General features: G+C 62.0%; 11 protein-coding genes and 5 tRNA genes. 10 read left to right on the forward strand and 6 right to left on the reverse strand.

Features of this window, described 5'->3' with window-relative positions; all coding sequences use genetic code 11:
• Window positions 1–93: 93 nt before the first annotated feature.
• The 6 genes from IFT76_RS05060 to uvrB all read right to left on the reverse strand — a co-directional run bounded on the left by IFT76_RS05060 (window position 94) and on the right by uvrB (window position 4557).
• Window positions 94–169: transfer RNA gene (locus tag IFT76_RS05060), tRNA-Glu, on the reverse strand.
• A gap of 43 nt (window positions 170–212) precedes the next feature.
• Window positions 213–288 (reverse strand) — tRNA-Ala (locus IFT76_RS05065).
• Window positions 289–341: 53 nt separating this feature from the next.
• Window positions 342–417, reverse strand: a tRNA-Glu gene (locus tag IFT76_RS05070).
• 69 nt (window positions 418–486) lie between these two features.
• Window positions 487–562, reverse strand: a tRNA-Ala gene (locus tag IFT76_RS05075).
• Between the two features lie 281 nt (window positions 563–843).
• Complete coding sequence (gene gltX, locus IFT76_RS05080; protein WP_192057558.1) at window positions 844–2322, reverse strand: glutamate--tRNA ligase; 1479 nt, start codon at window positions 2320–2322, stop codon at window positions 844–846.
• A 219-nt stretch (window positions 2323–2541) separates the two neighbouring features.
• Window positions 2542–4557, reverse strand: a complete 2016-nt coding sequence (gene uvrB, locus IFT76_RS05085; protein WP_122479256.1) for an excinuclease ABC subunit UvrB — start codon at window positions 4555–4557, stop codon at window positions 2542–2544.
• 288 nt (window positions 4558–4845) lie between these two features.
• On the opposite strand from uvrB, the gene IFT76_RS05090 reads away from it, so the two are divergent.
• From IFT76_RS05090 to IFT76_RS05135, 10 genes are all read left to right on the forward strand, one after another.
• Window positions 4846–6042: an amino acid aminotransferase gene (locus tag IFT76_RS05090; RefSeq protein WP_192057559.1), complete on the forward strand. Its 1197-nt coding sequence runs from the start codon at window positions 4846–4848 to the stop codon at window positions 6040–6042.
• Between the two features lie 60 nt (window positions 6043–6102).
• Window positions 6103–6178, forward strand: a tRNA-Asn gene (locus IFT76_RS05095).
• A 144-nt stretch (window positions 6179–6322) separates the two neighbouring features.
• On the forward strand, window positions 6323–7333 hold the full coding sequence (locus IFT76_RS05100) for a ligase-associated DNA damage response exonuclease (RefSeq protein WP_192057560.1): 1011 nt from the start codon (window positions 6323–6325) through the stop codon (window positions 7331–7333).
• Entirely contained in the window at window positions 7330–9039 is a 1710-nt protein-coding gene (locus IFT76_RS05105; protein ID WP_122479259.1) for an ATP-dependent DNA ligase, read from the forward strand. The genes IFT76_RS05100 and IFT76_RS05105 overlap by 4 nt, the downstream gene beginning before the upstream one ends.
• Window positions 9040–9295: 256 nt before the next feature.
• The gene (locus tag IFT76_RS05110; RefSeq protein WP_192053787.1) at window positions 9296–10078 is read left to right on the forward strand and encodes a transporter substrate-binding domain-containing protein; all 783 of its coding nucleotides are present in this window, start codon (window positions 9296–9298) and stop codon (window positions 10076–10078) included.
• 69 nt (window positions 10079–10147) lie between these two features.
• The gene (locus tag IFT76_RS05115; protein ID WP_192053784.1) at window positions 10148–10876 is read left to right on the forward strand and encodes an ABC transporter permease; all 729 of its coding nucleotides are present in this window, start codon (window positions 10148–10150) and stop codon (window positions 10874–10876) included.
• Window positions 10873–11583 (forward strand): ABC transporter permease, encoded by a 711-nt coding sequence (locus IFT76_RS05120; protein WP_122479262.1) that lies wholly within the window; start codon window positions 10873–10875, stop codon window positions 11581–11583. The genes IFT76_RS05115 and IFT76_RS05120 overlap by 4 nt, the downstream gene beginning before the upstream one ends.
• 9 nt (window positions 11584–11592) lie before the next feature.
• Window positions 11593–12708, forward strand: a complete 1116-nt coding sequence (locus IFT76_RS05125; RefSeq protein ID WP_192057561.1) for a succinylglutamate desuccinylase/aspartoacylase family protein — start codon at window positions 11593–11595, stop codon at window positions 12706–12708.
• Between the two features lie 13 nt (window positions 12709–12721).
• Window positions 12722–13486, forward strand: coding sequence for an ABC transporter ATP-binding protein (locus IFT76_RS05130; protein WP_185793914.1), 765 nt, complete (start codon window positions 12722–12724; stop codon window positions 13484–13486).
• Window positions 13487–13657: 171 nt separating this feature from the next.
• Entirely contained in the window at window positions 13658–15430 is a 1773-nt protein-coding gene (locus IFT76_RS05135) for an N-acetylglutaminylglutamine amidotransferase (RefSeq protein ID WP_192057562.1), read from the forward strand.
• Window position 15431: the final 1 nt, after the last annotated feature.

The following is a 15431-nucleotide window of genomic DNA, read 5'->3' on the forward strand; positions in this document are numbered from 1 at the left end:
ATTCAGGAATGGGCGATTATTGCGAGGGCAGAAAAACAAAAGGCTCATTCAATAATCGAATGAGCCTTATAAGTCCCGCAGAGCGGGTAATCGTGGCGTCCCCTAGGGGACTCGAACCCCTGTTACCGCCGTGAAAGGGCGGTGTCCTAGGCCACTAGACGAAGGGGACGCAAAACCTTCAGTCAAGCCCGCTGACGCAGGCTCCGGCAAATTGGTGGAGCTAAACGGGATCGAACCGTTGACCTCTTGCATGCCATGCAAGCGCTCTCCCAGCTGAGCTATAGCCCCGAATTTATCGCCCTGCGGCGGAATGCCGACTTCACTCGGCATTTCTGTACAACTGGCGTCCCCTAGGGGACTCGAACCCCTGTTACCGCCGTGAAAGGGCGGTGTCCTAGGCCACTAGACGAAGGGGACATACCTTCTACCAAGATCAGTCTGGAACTGATCGGCTCGTTATCAGCACGTGACATCGAACCTGGAATTTGGTGGAGCTAAACGGGATCGAACCGTTGACCTCTTGCATGCCATGCAAGCGCTCTCCCAGCTGAGCTATAGCCCCAAACAGTGTGTTGCTGTGTGGACGGGGCGCATATTAAGACGACCTCGCCAGGGTGTCAAACTTATTTTCAGAATTATTTTGAAGTTTTTTATCGCGATTACAGGGACTTACCGGATATGCGCGGTTGGAGCCAAGGGCGACGCGGCTTGCGCCGCTGCTACAGGGGGCGTGGGGTGCCTGATGGACGGATAGTATGGGCGGACGCGGCTTGCGCCGCTGCTACAGGGGGCGTTTGTAGCAGCGGTGCGAGCCGCGTCATTTGGGGTGGCGAATAGCTGCGGTCAGGCGATTGCGGCCAGGAGCTTTTCCCATTCCTTGTTTTCTTTCTTGGAGACGCCGCCGAGCAGGTCGAGGGCCTGGCGCAGACGGAAGCGGGTCAGGTCCGGGCCGAGGATTTCCATGGCATCCAGGACCGACACCGAGCTGGCTTGCCCGGTGATTGCGGCGAACATCAGCGGCATGGCGTCGCGCAGTTTCAAACCAAGCGACTCGACCACGGCCTGGATGGTCGCGGTGATGCGTTCCTTGTCCCACTGGCGCAGGCTTTCCAGCTTCCACAGGATCAACTGCATCAGCTGCCGCACCTGGTCCGCAGAGAGTTTCTTGCTTTCGAACAGGCGCGCGTCCAGCTGCAGCCCGCCGGCGAAGAAGAAGCCGCCCAGCGGAACGATCTGACTGAAGGTTTCCACCCTGCCCTGCACGTGGGGAGCGATCTTCATCATGTAGTCAGGGTTGAAAGCCCACTGTTGTACCCGTGCGGCGAACTGCTCCACCGGCAGCTCGCGCAACCACTGGCCGTTGAGCCACGAGAGCTTCTCGATATCGAAGATCGGACCGCCCAGGGATACACGGGAAAGATCGAAGTGCTCGACCATTTCAGTCAGGGAGAACTTTTCGCGCTCGTCGGGCATCGACCAGCCCATGCGGCCCAGGTAGTTGAGCATGGCTTCAGGCATGAAGCCCATGCGCTCGTAGAACGTGACCGAGGTCGGATTCTTGCGCTTGGACAGCTTGCTCTTGTCAGGATTACGCAGCAGCGGCATGTAGCACAGTGCCGGTTGCTCCCAGCCGAAGTATTCGTAGAGCTTCATCAGTTTGGGCGCCGAGGGCAGCCATTCTTCACCGCGCAGCACGTGGGTGATGCCCATCAGGTGGTCATCGACCACGTTGGCCAGGAAGTAGGTGGGCAGACCGTCGGTTTTCATCAGGACCTGCATGTCCATGCGGTCCCACGGGATTTCGACATCGCCGCGCAGCATGTCCGGGACCACGCAGACGCCCTCGGTAGGGACCTTCATGCGGATGACGTGGGGCTCGCCTGCTGCCAGGCGACGCTGGACTTCCTCGGCCGATAGCAACAGGGCACGACCGTCGTAGCGCGGGGTTTCGCCCCGGGCGGTTTGTTCTGCGCGCATCTGGTCGAGTTCTTCGGCCGTGCAGAAGCAGGGGAACGCGTGACCCATGTCGACCAGTTGCTGGGCGTACTGCTTGTAGATGTCGCCCCGCTCGCTTTGCCGGTAAGGGCCGTGAGGGCCGCCTACATCCGGGCCTTCGCTCCACTCGATGCCCAGCCAGCGCAGGGCGTCGAAGATCTGCTGCTCGGATTCGCGGGTGGAGCGCAACTGGTCGGTGTCTTCGATGCGCAGGATGAATTCGCCGCCATGCTGTTTGGCAAAGCAATAGTTGAACAGGGCGATGTAGGCCGTGCCGACATGGGGGTCGCCGGTGGGCGATGGGGCGATACGCGTACGAACGGTCATGAAGGGTCTCGAGCAGGTTGAATCGAAACGCCGATGTTAGCAGGGCTTGGGGGCAAGGCTCCAGAATCGTATGGCGACGGGCATGGGTGCTTGGCTAGGAACGCAGTGCGGCCTTCGCGGGCAGAGGGCTCGGCCGCCCGCCCCGCTCCCACATGGGGGCGGGCTGGGTGACGCTTTTCTGTGGGAGCGGGTTCTACCCGCGAAGGGGGCGACGCGGTGTCAGACCTTGAGCAGACGCTCGCGCAGCTTGCCGATTTCGTCGCGCATCTGTGCTGCCGCTTCGAACTCCAGGTCCCGCGCCAGCTGGTACATCTTCTCTTCCAGCTGCTTGATGCGCTTGGTGATCTCGCTCGGCGAGCGCAGCTCGTTCTCGTAGCGTGCGTTTTCCTCGGCAGCCTTGGCCATGCCCTTGCGCTTCTTGCTGCGCGAGCCGGGCACGGTGGCGCCTTCCATGATGTCGGCGACATCTTTGATCACGCCCTTGGGCACGATGCCATTGGCCTCGTTGAAGGCGATCTGCTTTTCGCGACGGCGCTCGGTTTCGCCGATGGCACGTTCCATCGAACCGGTCATGCGATCGGCATACAGAATGGCACGCCCATTGAGATTTCGTGCGGCACGGCCAATGGTCTGGATCAGCGAGCGGTCGGAGCGCAGGAAACCTTCCTTGTCGGCATCCAGAATCGCCACCAGCGAGACCTCGGGCATGTCCAGGCCTTCGCGCAGCAGGTTGATCCCCACGATCACGTCGAACGCGCCCAGGCGCAAGTCGCGGATGATCTCGACCCGTTCCACGGTGTCGATGTCCGAGTGCAGGTAGCGCACGCGCACGTCATGGTCGGCCAGGTAATCGGTAAGGTCCTCGGCCATGCGCTTGGTCAGCACGGTAACCAGAATGCGATCGTCGGTTGCGACGCGCTTGCGGATCTCGGACAGCAAGTCATCCACCTGGGTCAACGCGGGCCGCACTTCCACCTGGGGGTCTACCAGACCGGTCGGACGCACCACCTGCTCAATGATGCGGCCGGCGTGCTCGGCCTCGTAGTTGCCGGGGGTAGCAGAGACGAAAATGGTCTGCGGGCTCACCCCCTCCCACTCGTCGAAACGCATCGGCCGGTTATCCAGCGCCGACGGCAGGCGGAAGCCGTACTCGACCAGGGTTTCCTTGCGCGAGCGGTCGCCCTTGTACATCGCCCCGACCTGCGGAACGCTGACATGGGACTCGTCGATCACCAGCAGGGCGTCGGCTGGCAGATAATCGTACAACGTGGGCGGAGCGGCGCCCGAAGGGCGGCCGGAGAGGTAGCGCGAATAGTTTTCGATGCCGTTGCAATAGCCCAGCTCGAGGATCATCTCGAGATCGAAGCGGGTGCGTTGCTCCAGCCGCTGGGCTTCAACCAGCTTGTTCTTGTCGCGAAAGTAGTCCAGGCGCTCCTTGAGCTCTTCCTTGATGCCTTCCACGGCGCCGAGCAGGGTCTCGCGCGGAGTAACGTAGTGGCTCTTGGGGTAGAAGGTGAAGCGCGGCAGTTTGCGCGTGACCTCGCCGGTCAGCGGGTCGAACGCGGCGATGTTCTCGACCTCGTCATCGAAAAGCTCGATACGGATGGCTTCAAGATCGGACTCGGCCGGGAACACGTCGATCACGTCGCCGCGCACACGGAACGTGGCGCGGGCGAAGTCCATTTCGTTACGGGTGTATTGCAGGTCGGCCAGACGGCGCAGCAGCGCGCGCTGGTCGAGCTTGTCGCCGCGGTCCACGTGCAGGACCATTTTCAGATAGGTTTCAGGGCTGCCCAGACCGTAGATGCACGACACCGTGGTGACGATGATGGCGTCCTTGCGCTCTAGCAGTGCCTTGGTGGCGGACAGGCGCATCTGCTCGATGTGATCATTGATCGAGGAATCCTTCTCGATGAAGGTGTCCGACGAAGGCACGTAGGCTTCGGGCTGATAGTAGTCGTAATAGGAGACGAAATACTCGACGGCGTTGTTCGGGAAAAACGCCTTGAACTCGCCGTACAACTGAGCTGCCAGGGTCTTGTTGGGCGCCAGCACCAGTGTCGGACGCTGAACCTGGGCAATCACGTTGGCAATGCTGAACGTCTTGCCCGATCCGGTTACCCCCAGCAATGTCTGGTGCGCCAGCCCTGCCTCGATCCCCTCCACCATCAGGCGAATGGCTTCCGGCTGATCGCCAGCAGGCTCGAAACGGGTAACGAGTTGGAACTCGGACATGCCACACCTCATGAGTCGCACCAGCCGGACATTTTCCGACTGTATTTATAGACAGTACTTAACCCTAGTTTGCGCCTGTTCCTACGAGTTTCAAGGGCAAGGCCCAAGACCTCCGGTAAACGCGGGACCAATGGTCGAAAATAAATCGGCAAAAACAGGTAAAACCAGGTGCAACCTGTCGCCCCGTCAGCCAAGCGTCTTTATACTGACATCCCACTCGTGCACCGCTTCGCGCAGCATGGATGAAGCGTGCATCCTTCCTTACTCCCGATCAGAGCTACGGTAAAAATGAGCCTGTTTTCCGCTGTCGAATTGGCACCCCGCGATCCTATCCTGGGCCTCAACGAAGCATTCAACGCCGACACCCGCACCGACAAGGTGAACCTGGGCGTGGGCGTGTACTGCAACGAAGAGGGGCGAATTCCCCTGCTGCGCGCGGTGATCGAAGCCGAAGCGCAGCGCGTTGCACAGCACGCGGCCCGTGGCTATCTGCCCATCGATGGCATCGCTGCCTACGACAAGGCCGTACAGACCTTGATATTCGGTGCCCAGTCGCCCCTGCTGACAGCAGGCCGCGTTGTGACCACCCAGGCCGTCGGTGGCACCGGTGCCCTGAAGATCGGCGCCGACTTCCTTAAGCAGCTGTCGCCCGATGCGGTCGTCGCGATCAGTGATCCCAGCTGGGAAAACCACCGTGCGCTGTTCGAAGCTGCAGGCTTCGGCGTCCGCAACTACCGTTACTATGATGCGACCAGCAACGACGTGAACCGTTCAGGCATGCTCGAAGACCTCGACGCCTTGCCCGCAGGCTCCATCGTCGTGCTGCATGCATGCTGCCACAACCCCACCGGGGTCGACCTCAACGCGGCGGACTGGGTCAACGTGTTGGATGTGGTCAAGCGCAAGGGCCACGTGCCGTTCCTCGACATGGCTTATCAGGGCTTTGGCGACGGCATCGAGGAAGACGCGGCGGCCGTGCGCCTGTTCGCCGAGTCGGGCTTGAGCTTCTTCGTTTCCAGTTCGTTTTCCAAGTCGTTCTCGCTGTATGGCGAGCGGGTGGGCGCGCTGTCGATCGTCACCCAGTCGAGCGACGAGCGCGCGCGCGTGCTGTCGCAGATCAAGCGGGTCATTCGTACCAACTACTCCAACCCGCCGACCCATGGTGCGATGATCGTAGCCAACGTGCTCAACAGCCCCGAACTGCGAGCCATGTGGGAAGCCGAGCTGGGCGAGATGCGCCAGCGCATTCGCGGCATGCGCCTGCAAATGGTCGAGGGCCTGGCTGCCCACGGCGCGAACCGTGACTTCACCTTCGTCGCTCGCCAGGCGGGGATGTTTTCGTATTCCGGGCTGAGCGCCGAGCAGGTCGGTCGCCTGCGCAGCGAGTTCGGCATCTACGCGCTGGATACCGGGCGCATCTGCGTGGCCGCCTTGAACCAAAGCAATATCGACGGCGTGATCAAGGCCATCGTCAAGGTGCTGTAACAACCTTGCTAAGGGGAAAGCTTGACTTCCCCTTAGCAATCAGTAACATACGCAGCAGATTCCGCGATAGCTCAGTTGGTAGAGCAAATGACTGTTAATCATTGGGTCCCTGGTTCGAGTCCAGGTCGTGGAGCCAGATCCTGAAACAAGCCCCTCATCGCAGGGGCTTTTTCATGCCTGCGTCACGGGCCACGCGCAGCGCTCGTCAAGGCGCATGCCTTCGAACTTTCCCCTGCCCCACCCCCTCATAACAACACACCCATTACCTGGCCGACCTGCCATGGATCTTGTCGTCGCTCGTCCCGAAGGTCTGTATTGCACCGCCGGCGATTTCTATATCGATCCGTGGAAGCCCGTCGAGCGCTCGGTGATCACCCACGGTCACGGCGACCACGCGCGCACAGGCAACCAACACTATCTGGCCGCAGCACCGGGCGAAGGCATCCTGCGCACTCGCCTGGGCCAGGACATAAATCTGCAATTGCTCGAGTACGGCGAAGTCCTGCAGCACAACGGTGTGACCCTGAGTTTCCATCCTGCCGGACACGTCCTGGGCTCGGCCCAGGTCCGCCTGGAATACAAAGGTGAGGTGTGGGTAGCCTCGGGCGACTACAAGGTCGAGCCAGACGGTACGTGCGCGCCCTTCGAGCCGGTGCGCTGCCACACCTTCATCACCGAATCGACCTTCGGCCTGCCGATCTATCGCTGGCAGCCGCAAGCGGAGATCTTCGAGGAAGTGAACCAGTGGTGGCGAGCCAACGCCGAGCAAGGCAAGGCCAGCGTGTTGTTCGCCTACGCCTTCGGTAAGGCCCAGCGCTTGCTGCACGGCATCGACGCCAGCATCGGACCGATTCTAGCCCACGGCTCGGTCGAACCGCTGAACCGCGTCTACCGCGATGCCGGTGTCTATATTCCGGAAACCCAATACGCCGGGGACTTCAAGAAAACCGACCCGGCACTGCGCAACGCGTTGATCATCGCCCCGCCCTCGGCCGGGGGCAGTATCTGGATGCGCCGCTTTGGTGAGTACAGCGACGCCTTCGCCAGTGGCTGGATGCGTCTGCGCGGTACCCGCCGCCGCCGTGGTGTGGATCGAGGCTTCGTGCTGTCCGACCATGCCGACTGGCCAGGCCTGCTCTGGGCCATCGAGCAGACCGGAGCCGAGCGGGTCATGGTCACCCACGGCTCGGTAGAGGTGCTGGTGCGCTATCTGCGAGACATCGGCCTGGACGCACAGGGGTTCACCACTGAGTACGGCAATGAAGAGGAACCTCAGGAGGTCGCGTCTTGAAAGCTTTCGCGCAGTTGTATGCCAATCTCGACGAAACCACCTCGACCAATGCCAAGCGCCAGTTTCTGGAAGATTACTTCCGTCAGGCGCAACCGGCCGATGCTGCCTGGGCGGTGTACTTCCTTTCCGGTGGCCGTCCACGGCAGCTGGTGCCGACCAAGATCCTGCGCGAGCTGGCGATCAAACTGGCGAACGTGCCCGAGTGGTTGTTCGAAGAAAGCTATCAAGCCGTAGGTGACCTGGCCGAGACCTTCTCGCTGTTGCTGCCCGAAGCTGAGCAAAGCAGCGACGAAGGCCTGGCCTGGTGGCTGGAAAACGCCCTGTTGCCCCTGCGCGGGCTGCCGCCCGAGGAGCTCCACGCGCGCTTGCCGCCGCTGTGGGCGCAGCTGGATCGGGCCAGCCTGATGCTGTGCCTGAAGCTGATCACCGGCAGCTTTCGCGTCGGTGTGTCGAAGCTGTTGGTCACCCGCGCGCTGGCGCAGATGGCCGGTATCGACAGCAAGCGCGTCGCCCAGCGCCTGGTGGGCTACACCGACCTGTCGCACCGTCCGGTCGCCGAAAGTTACCTCAAGCTCATCGCCCAGGAATCGGCGGACGAACATGCCCAAAGGGGTGGCCAGCCCTACCCGTTTTTCCTCGCCCACTCTCTGCAGCAACCGGTCGATCAGTTCGACACCTTGCTGGGCCCCAGCAGCGACTGGCAGGTGGAATGGAAGTGGGATGGGATTCGCGCCCAGCTGGTCAAGCGCGAGGGGCGCTTGTGGATCTGGTCGCGCGGCGAGGAACTGGTATCGGATCGCTTCCCGGAGCTGCACTCACTGACCGCGAGCCTGCCTGACGGTACGGTCATCGACGGTGAGATCGTGGTCTGGAAAACCCCGCCAGCAACCGATGTGGCACCTGAACATTTCAGCCTGGACGAGTCATCGAGTGCGTCGGCCGATGCACCCGCCGTGCAGCCGTTCGCCCTGCTGCAGCAGCGCATCGGCCGTAAAACCTTGAGCAAGAAAATCCTTGAAGAGATTCCGGTGGTGGTGCTCGCCTACGATCTGCTCGAATGGGCAGGGGAAGACTGGCGCAACCGCCCGCAGCACGAACGTCGCACGCGGATGGAACAGGTCATCGCGCAGGCCGCCGACCCCGTGCTGCGCCCCTCGCCGGTATTGACCGGCGACGATTGGCAAGACCTCGGCCGACAGCGCGAAGCGTCGCGCGCGCTGGGTGTGGAAGGCATGATGCTCAAGGCCCGCGATTCGCTGTATGGCGTCGGCCGCACCAAGGACATGGGCACCTGGTGGAAATGGAAGGTCGACCCGTTCAGCGTCGACGCGGTATTGATCTATGCCCAGGCCGGCCACGGGCGCCGGGCAAGCCTGTACAGCGATTACACGTTCGCCGTGTGGGATGGCCCACCCGAAGCGTCCGAGCGAACGCTGGTGCCGTTCGCCAAGGCCTATTCCGGATTGACCGATGAAGAAATGCGCAAGGTCGACGCGATCGTTCGCAAGACCACCGTGGAGAAGTTCGGCCCGGTGCGCAGCGTGACCCCGACGCTGGTCTTCGAATTGGGCTTCGAGGGCATTGCCTTGTCCAAGCGCCACAAAAGCGGTATTGCGGTGCGCTTCCCGCGCATGTTGCGCTGGCGCCACGACAAACCGGTGGCAGAAGCGGACAGCCTGGCGACCCTGCAGGACCTGTTGGCCTGACCCTTCTGAATGCACCGTCGAGGTGCATTTTTTTGCCGTGGATTATTTCAGGGCATTGCTGTACCAATGACGCGCAGCGCGGACATCCAGGGTCACTCGGGCCATGGCGAAACTTGCTGCCACGCGACACAACCTTGCTCAGAGCGGTCTGCACTGGGACTATGGTGCGGAAATTGCTATCAAAATGATGTCTGGCACTTGCCGGTAACGCACATCGCCCTCACCAACGCATTCAACTGGTTTTAAGGACTGCACGATGAAAAAAGCATTGCTGACCCTTTCTGCTCTGGCCCTGGCGTTTTCGGCCGGCAGCGCAATGGCCAAGGAATACAAGGAGTTGCGCTTCGGGGTCGATCCTTCCTACGCACCGTTCGAATCCAAGGCCGCCGACGGCAGCCTGGTGGGTTTCGACATCGATCTGGGCAATGCCATCTGCAAGGAACTGAAAGTGACCTGCAAGTGGGTCGAAAGCGACTTCGACGGCATGATTCCCGGGCTCAAGGCGAAGAAATTCGATGGCGTGATTTCCTCGATGACCGTCACCCCGGCGCGGGAGAAAGTCATCGACTTCTCCAACGAACTGTTCTCGGGCCCGACTTCGTTGGTGTTCAAGAAAGGTGCAGGCCTGAGCACCGACCTGGCGTCGCTCAAGGGCAAGACCGTCGGCTACGAGCAGGGCACCATCCAGGAAGCCTACGCCAAGGCCGTGCTCGACAAGGCTGGGGTGAAAACCCAGGCCTATCAAAATCAGGACCAAGTGTACGCCGACTTGATCTCGGGTCGTCTCGACGCATCCATCCAAGACATGCTGCAGGCCGAGCTTGGCTTCCTGAAGTCGCCACAGGGTGCTGGCTATGAAGTCAGCGAGGCTATCGACAGCGAGCTGTTGCCGGCCAAGACGGCCGTGGGTATCGCCAAAGGTAACAAGGAACTCAAGGCGTTCATCGATAAAGGTATCAAAGCGTTACATGATGATGGCACCTACAGCGAAATCCAGAAGAAACACTTCGGTGAGCTGAACCTGTACAGCGGTAAATAAATCCCCGCTGTGACAGCGCCCATTCCCGCTCGGGGATGGGCGTTTTTTTGATCGGCAAAGGCCAGATTCATGTTCGATGACCTTTTGCAGTACCTCGGGTTGTCTGCGTTCAGCTTGAAGGGCTTCGGCCCGTTGCTGCTCGAGGGCACCTGGATGACCATCAAGCTTTCCCTGCTCTCGCTGCTGGTCAGCGTGGTGCTGGGCCTGCTCGGCGCCAGCGCCAAGCTGTCCGGCGCTGCGGCGCTGCGCGTGCCTGCGCAGCTCTACACCACCCTGATTCGCGGCGTGCCCGACCTGGTGCTGATGCTGCTGATTTTCTACAGCCTGCAAACCTGGCTGACCGGTATTACCGAAGCGCTGGAATGGGACTACATCGAAATCGATCCTTTCGCCGCTGGGGTCATCACCCTGGGTTTCATCTACGGCGCCTATTTCACCGAGACCTTTCGCGGTGCCATGCTGGCAGTACCGCGCGGGCAACTCGAAGCGGCCACGGCCTATGGCCTCAAGCGCTCGCAGCGCTTTCGCTATGTCGTGTTTCCGCAGATGATGCGCTACGCCCTGCCCGGTATCGGCAATAACTGGATGGTCATGCTCAAGGCCACGGCGCTGGTGTCGATCATCGGCCTGGCCGATCTGGTCAAGGCCGCCCAGGACGCGGGCAAGAGCACTTATCAGTTGTTCTACTTCCTGGTGTTGGCCGCGCTCATCTACCTGTTGATCACCAGTGCCTCCAACATCGCCCTGCGCTGGCTTGAACGACGCTACAGCGCGGGCACCCGGGAGGCCCTGCGATGATCGAGCTTCTTCAAGAATACTGGCGACCGTTCCTCTACTCCGACGGGCAGAACATCACCGGCCTGGCGATGACCCTGTGGCTGCTCACTGCCGCCCTGGTGATCGGCTTCGTGTTCTCGGTGCCGCTGTCGATCGCACGGGTCTCGAATCGGCGCTGGGTACGCTGGCCAGTGCAGTTCTACACGTACCTGTTCCGCGGCACCCCGCTCTATATCCAGCTGCTGATCTGCTACACCGGCATCTACAGCCTGGAGGCGGTGCGTGGGCAGCCTCTGCTCAACGACTTCTTCCGCGACGCGATGAACTGCACGGTGCTGGCATTCGCGCTGAACACCTGCGCGTACACCACGGAAATCTTCGCCGGGGCCATCCGCAGCATGAACCACGGCGAGGTCGAGGCGGCCAAAGCCTACGGCCTCAGCGGTTGGAAGCTGTATGCCTACGTGATCATGCCGTCCGCCCTGCGCCGTTCGTTGCCCTACTACAGCAACGAAGTGATCCTCATGTTGCACTCGACCACGGTGGCGTTCACCGCCACCATCCCGGACATTCTCAAGGTCGCGCGTGACGCCAATTCGGCGACCTTCCTGACCTTCCAATCCTTCGGTATCGCCGCGCTGATCTACCTGACCGTCACCTTCGCTCTGGTTGGACTGTTTCGCCTGGCCGAACGCCGCTGGCTGGCCTTTCTCGGCCCGACGCACTAGGACCTGAACATGCAACACGACATTCATGAACTGCTGGCTCCGCTGCCGGGCACCGCGCGCCAGATACACAGCTTCAGCTACGGCCCGAGCGGTGCCGGCAAGGTCTATATCCAAGCCTCGCTGCATGCCGACGAGCTGCCGGGGATGCTCGTCGCCTGGCACCTGCGTCAGCGCCTGGCCGAACTGGAAAGCGCCGGGCAACTGCGCTGGCAGGTCGTGGTGGTGCCCATCGCCAACCCGGCCGGGCTCGACCAGATCGTCATGGACACCCCCATGGGCCGCTACGAGCTGGAGACCGGCGAGAACTTCAATCGCCGTTTCGTCGACCTGGCCGATCAGGTCGGGTGCGCCGTCGAGAGCCTGCTGGGTGAGGATGTGGCACGCAATACCGCGCTGATCCGCACGCATCTGCGCGATGGGCTGAACCGGCTGCAGCCCGCCACCGCCCTGCAGTCGCAGCGCCTGACCCTGCAGCGCCTGGCGTGCGACGCCGATATGGTGCTGGACCTGCACTGCGACTTCGAAGCCGTGCAGCATCTGTACACCACGCCCGAGGCCTGGCCGCAGGTAGAGCCGCTGGCGCGCTATCTGGGCGCCCAGGCCAGTCTGTTGGCTACCGATTCGGGCGGGCAGTCGTTCGACGAGTGCTTCAGCCTGTTGTGGTGGCAGCTGCAGCAACGTTTCGGCGAGCGCTTCCCGATCGCCATGGGCAGCTTTTCGGTCACTGTCGAATTGCGCGGCCAGGGCGACGTCAACCATCCGATGGCCAGCGGTGACTGCCAGGCCATCCTCGACTACCTGGCCAGCGTCGGTGCCATCGACCGCCAGCCGGCCGAGCTGCCGGCGTTGCTCGCCGCAGCAACGCCGCTTGCTGCCGTAGAACCGGTTACAGCGCCGGTGGGTGGGCTGCTGGTGTACAGCGCGATGCCCGGACAGTACCTGGAAGCCGACCAGTTGATCGCCGAGATCATCGATCCGCTGAGCAATACGGTTACCCCGGTGCGCAATCGTCAGCCTGGCCTGATGTACGCCCGCTCGCTGCGGCGCATGGCCACCGCTGGCATGCTGGTGGCCCATGTCGCGGGTACCCAGGCCTGCCGCAGCGGCTATCTACTTCAACCTTGAGGACGTGTTGCGCATGTACAAACTGACCATCGACGGCCTGCACAAGAGCTATGGCGACAACAAGGTGCTCAAGGGCGTCTCGCTCAAGGCCAGCACGGGTGACGTGATCAGCCTGATCGGCGCCAGCGGCTCGGGCAAGAGCACCTTTTTGCGCTGCATCAATTTTCTCGAGCAGCCCGACGACGGCGCCATGAGCCTGGATGGCAAGCCGATCCAGATGATCAGCGACCACGGCGGCATGCGGGTTGCCGACGCCGAAGAATTGCAGCGCCTGCGCACGCGCCTGGCCATGGTGTTCCAGCACTTCAACCTGTGGAGCCACATGACCGTGCTCGACAACATCACCATGGCGCCACGCCGGGTGCTGGGCATCGACAAGGACGAAGCGCGGGCCCGCGCGTTGCGCTACCTGGACAAGGTCGGCTTGCCTGAGCGGGTTGCCAGCCAGTATCCAGCGTTCCTCTCCGGCGGCCAGCAGCAACGCGTGGCCATCGCTCGCGCACTGGCCATGGAACCGGAGGTCATGCTGTTCGACGAACCTACCTCGGCGCTCGACCCGGAGCTGGTGGGTGAGGTGCTGAAGGTGATCAAGGGCCTGGCCGAGGAAGGCCGGACCATGATCATGGTCACCCACGAGATGAGCTTCGCCCGCGAAGTCTCGAGCCAGGTGCTGTTCCTGCATCAGGGGCTGGTCGAGGAAGAAGGCCCGCCCTCCCAGGTGCTGGCCAATCCGAAAAGCGAACGCCTCCGGCAGTTTCTCAGCGGTAATCTCAAGTAGCCTTCAAGCGCCGCCGACCTGTGGGAGCGGGTTCTACCCGCGAATGCGTCTTCGGACACTTCTCCTCCTTATAACCGATCGTTCTAAAACTCTCGCTACCCGCCTCGGTCAGTTTCATACCTGGCCGAACTTCACTCGGCCATTCCCCAACGGAAAAACCGGTAAGGACTTATGTGCGGATTAGCTGGTGAGTTGCGCTTCGACTTTCAACCTGCGGACCTTGCGGCCGTGGAACGCATTACCCATGAACTGGCCCCACGCGGGCCGGACGCCTGGGGTTTTCAGGCGCAAGGGCCGATTGCCCTGGGCCATCGCCGCCTGAAGATCATGGACCTGTCGGACGGCTCCGCGCAGCCGATGACCGACGCCCAGCTGGGCCTGAGCCTGGCGTTCAACGGTGCCATCTACAACTTTCCCGAACTGCGCAGCGAGCTGGAAGCGCTGGGCTACAGCTTCTATTCGGGCGGCGACACCGAGGTGTTGCTCAAGGGCTATCATGCCTGGGGCGAAAAACTGCTGCCCAAGCTCAACGGCATGTTCGCCTTCGCCATCTGGGAGCGCGACACGCAACGTCTGTTCATTGCCCGCGACCGTCTGGGCGTCAAGCCGTTGTACCTGTCGCGTACCGACAAGCGCCTGCGCTTCGCTTCGGCCCTGCCGGCGCTGCTCAAGGGTGGCGACATCAGCCCGATGCTCGACCCGGTGGCGTTGAACCACTACCTGAACTTCCACGCCGTAGTGCCTGCGCCACGGACGTTGATCGCGGGCATTGAAAAGCTGCCGCCAGCGACGTGGATGCGCATCGATGCCAACGGCAAGACCGAACAGCAAACGTGGTGGACCTTGCCCTATGGGCCCCATGCCGACGAAGCCAACCTGACCCTGGAAGACTGGCGCGACCGTGTGCTGGAAAGCACCCGCGAAGCGGTTGCCATTCGCCAGCGGGCCGCCGTGGATGTGGGCGTGCTGCTGTCTGGCGGCGTCGATTCGAGCATGCTGGTAGGTCTGTTGCGCGAAGTGGGCGTGAAGGATCTGTCGACCTTCTCCATCGGCTTTCAGGACGCCGGCGGCGAACGTGGCGACGAGTTCCAGTATTCCGACCTGATCGCCAAACACTACGGTACTCAGCACCACCAGCTGCGCATCGAGGAGCGAGAGATCATCGAGCAGCTGCCCGCCGCGTTCCGCGCGATGAGCGAGCCGATGGTCAGCCACGACTGCATCGCCTTCTACCTGCTCTCGCGGGAAGTTGCCAAGCATTGCAAGGTCGTACAGAGCGGCCAGGGCGCCGACGAACTGTTCGCAGGCTACCACTGGTACCCACAAGTGGACGGCGCCAGCGACCCGTACCAGGCCTATCGCGATGCGTTCTTCGACCGCAGCTACGACGACTACGCCGCAACCGTGACTCCCAAATGGCTGACCGCCAACGATGCTGCCGGTGACTTCGTGCGCGAGCACTTCGCCATGCCCGGCGCCGATGCAGCGGTGGACAAGGCCTTGCGCCTGGACAGCACAGTGATGCTGGTCGACGACCCGGTCAAACGCGTCGACAACATGACCATGGCCTGGGGCCTGGAAGCGCGCACGCCGTTCCTGGACTATCGACTGGTCGAACTTTCCGCGCGGGTTCCAGGCAAGTTCAAGCTGCCCGATGGTGGCAAGCAGGTGCTCAAGGAAGCGGCGCGGCTGGTGATTCCGAGCGAGGTCATCGACCGCAAGAAAGGCTATTTCCCGGTGCCTGGCCTCAAGCATCTCGAAGGCGACACACTCAACTGGGTGCGCGACCTGCTGTTGGACCCCAGCCAGGACCGCGGCTTGTTCAACCCGAACATGCTCGACCGTCTGCTGACCGATCCGCAAGGCCAGCTCACGCCACTGCGCGGCTCCAAGCTCTGGCAGCTGGCGGCGTTGAACCTGTGGCTCAGCGAACAAGGACTCTGAT

This window comes from Pseudomonas sp. CFBP 13727 (genome assembly GCF_014841915.1).
Taxonomy (GTDB): Bacteria; Pseudomonadota; Gammaproteobacteria; order Pseudomonadales; family Pseudomonadaceae; genus Aquipseudomonas; species Aquipseudomonas baltica.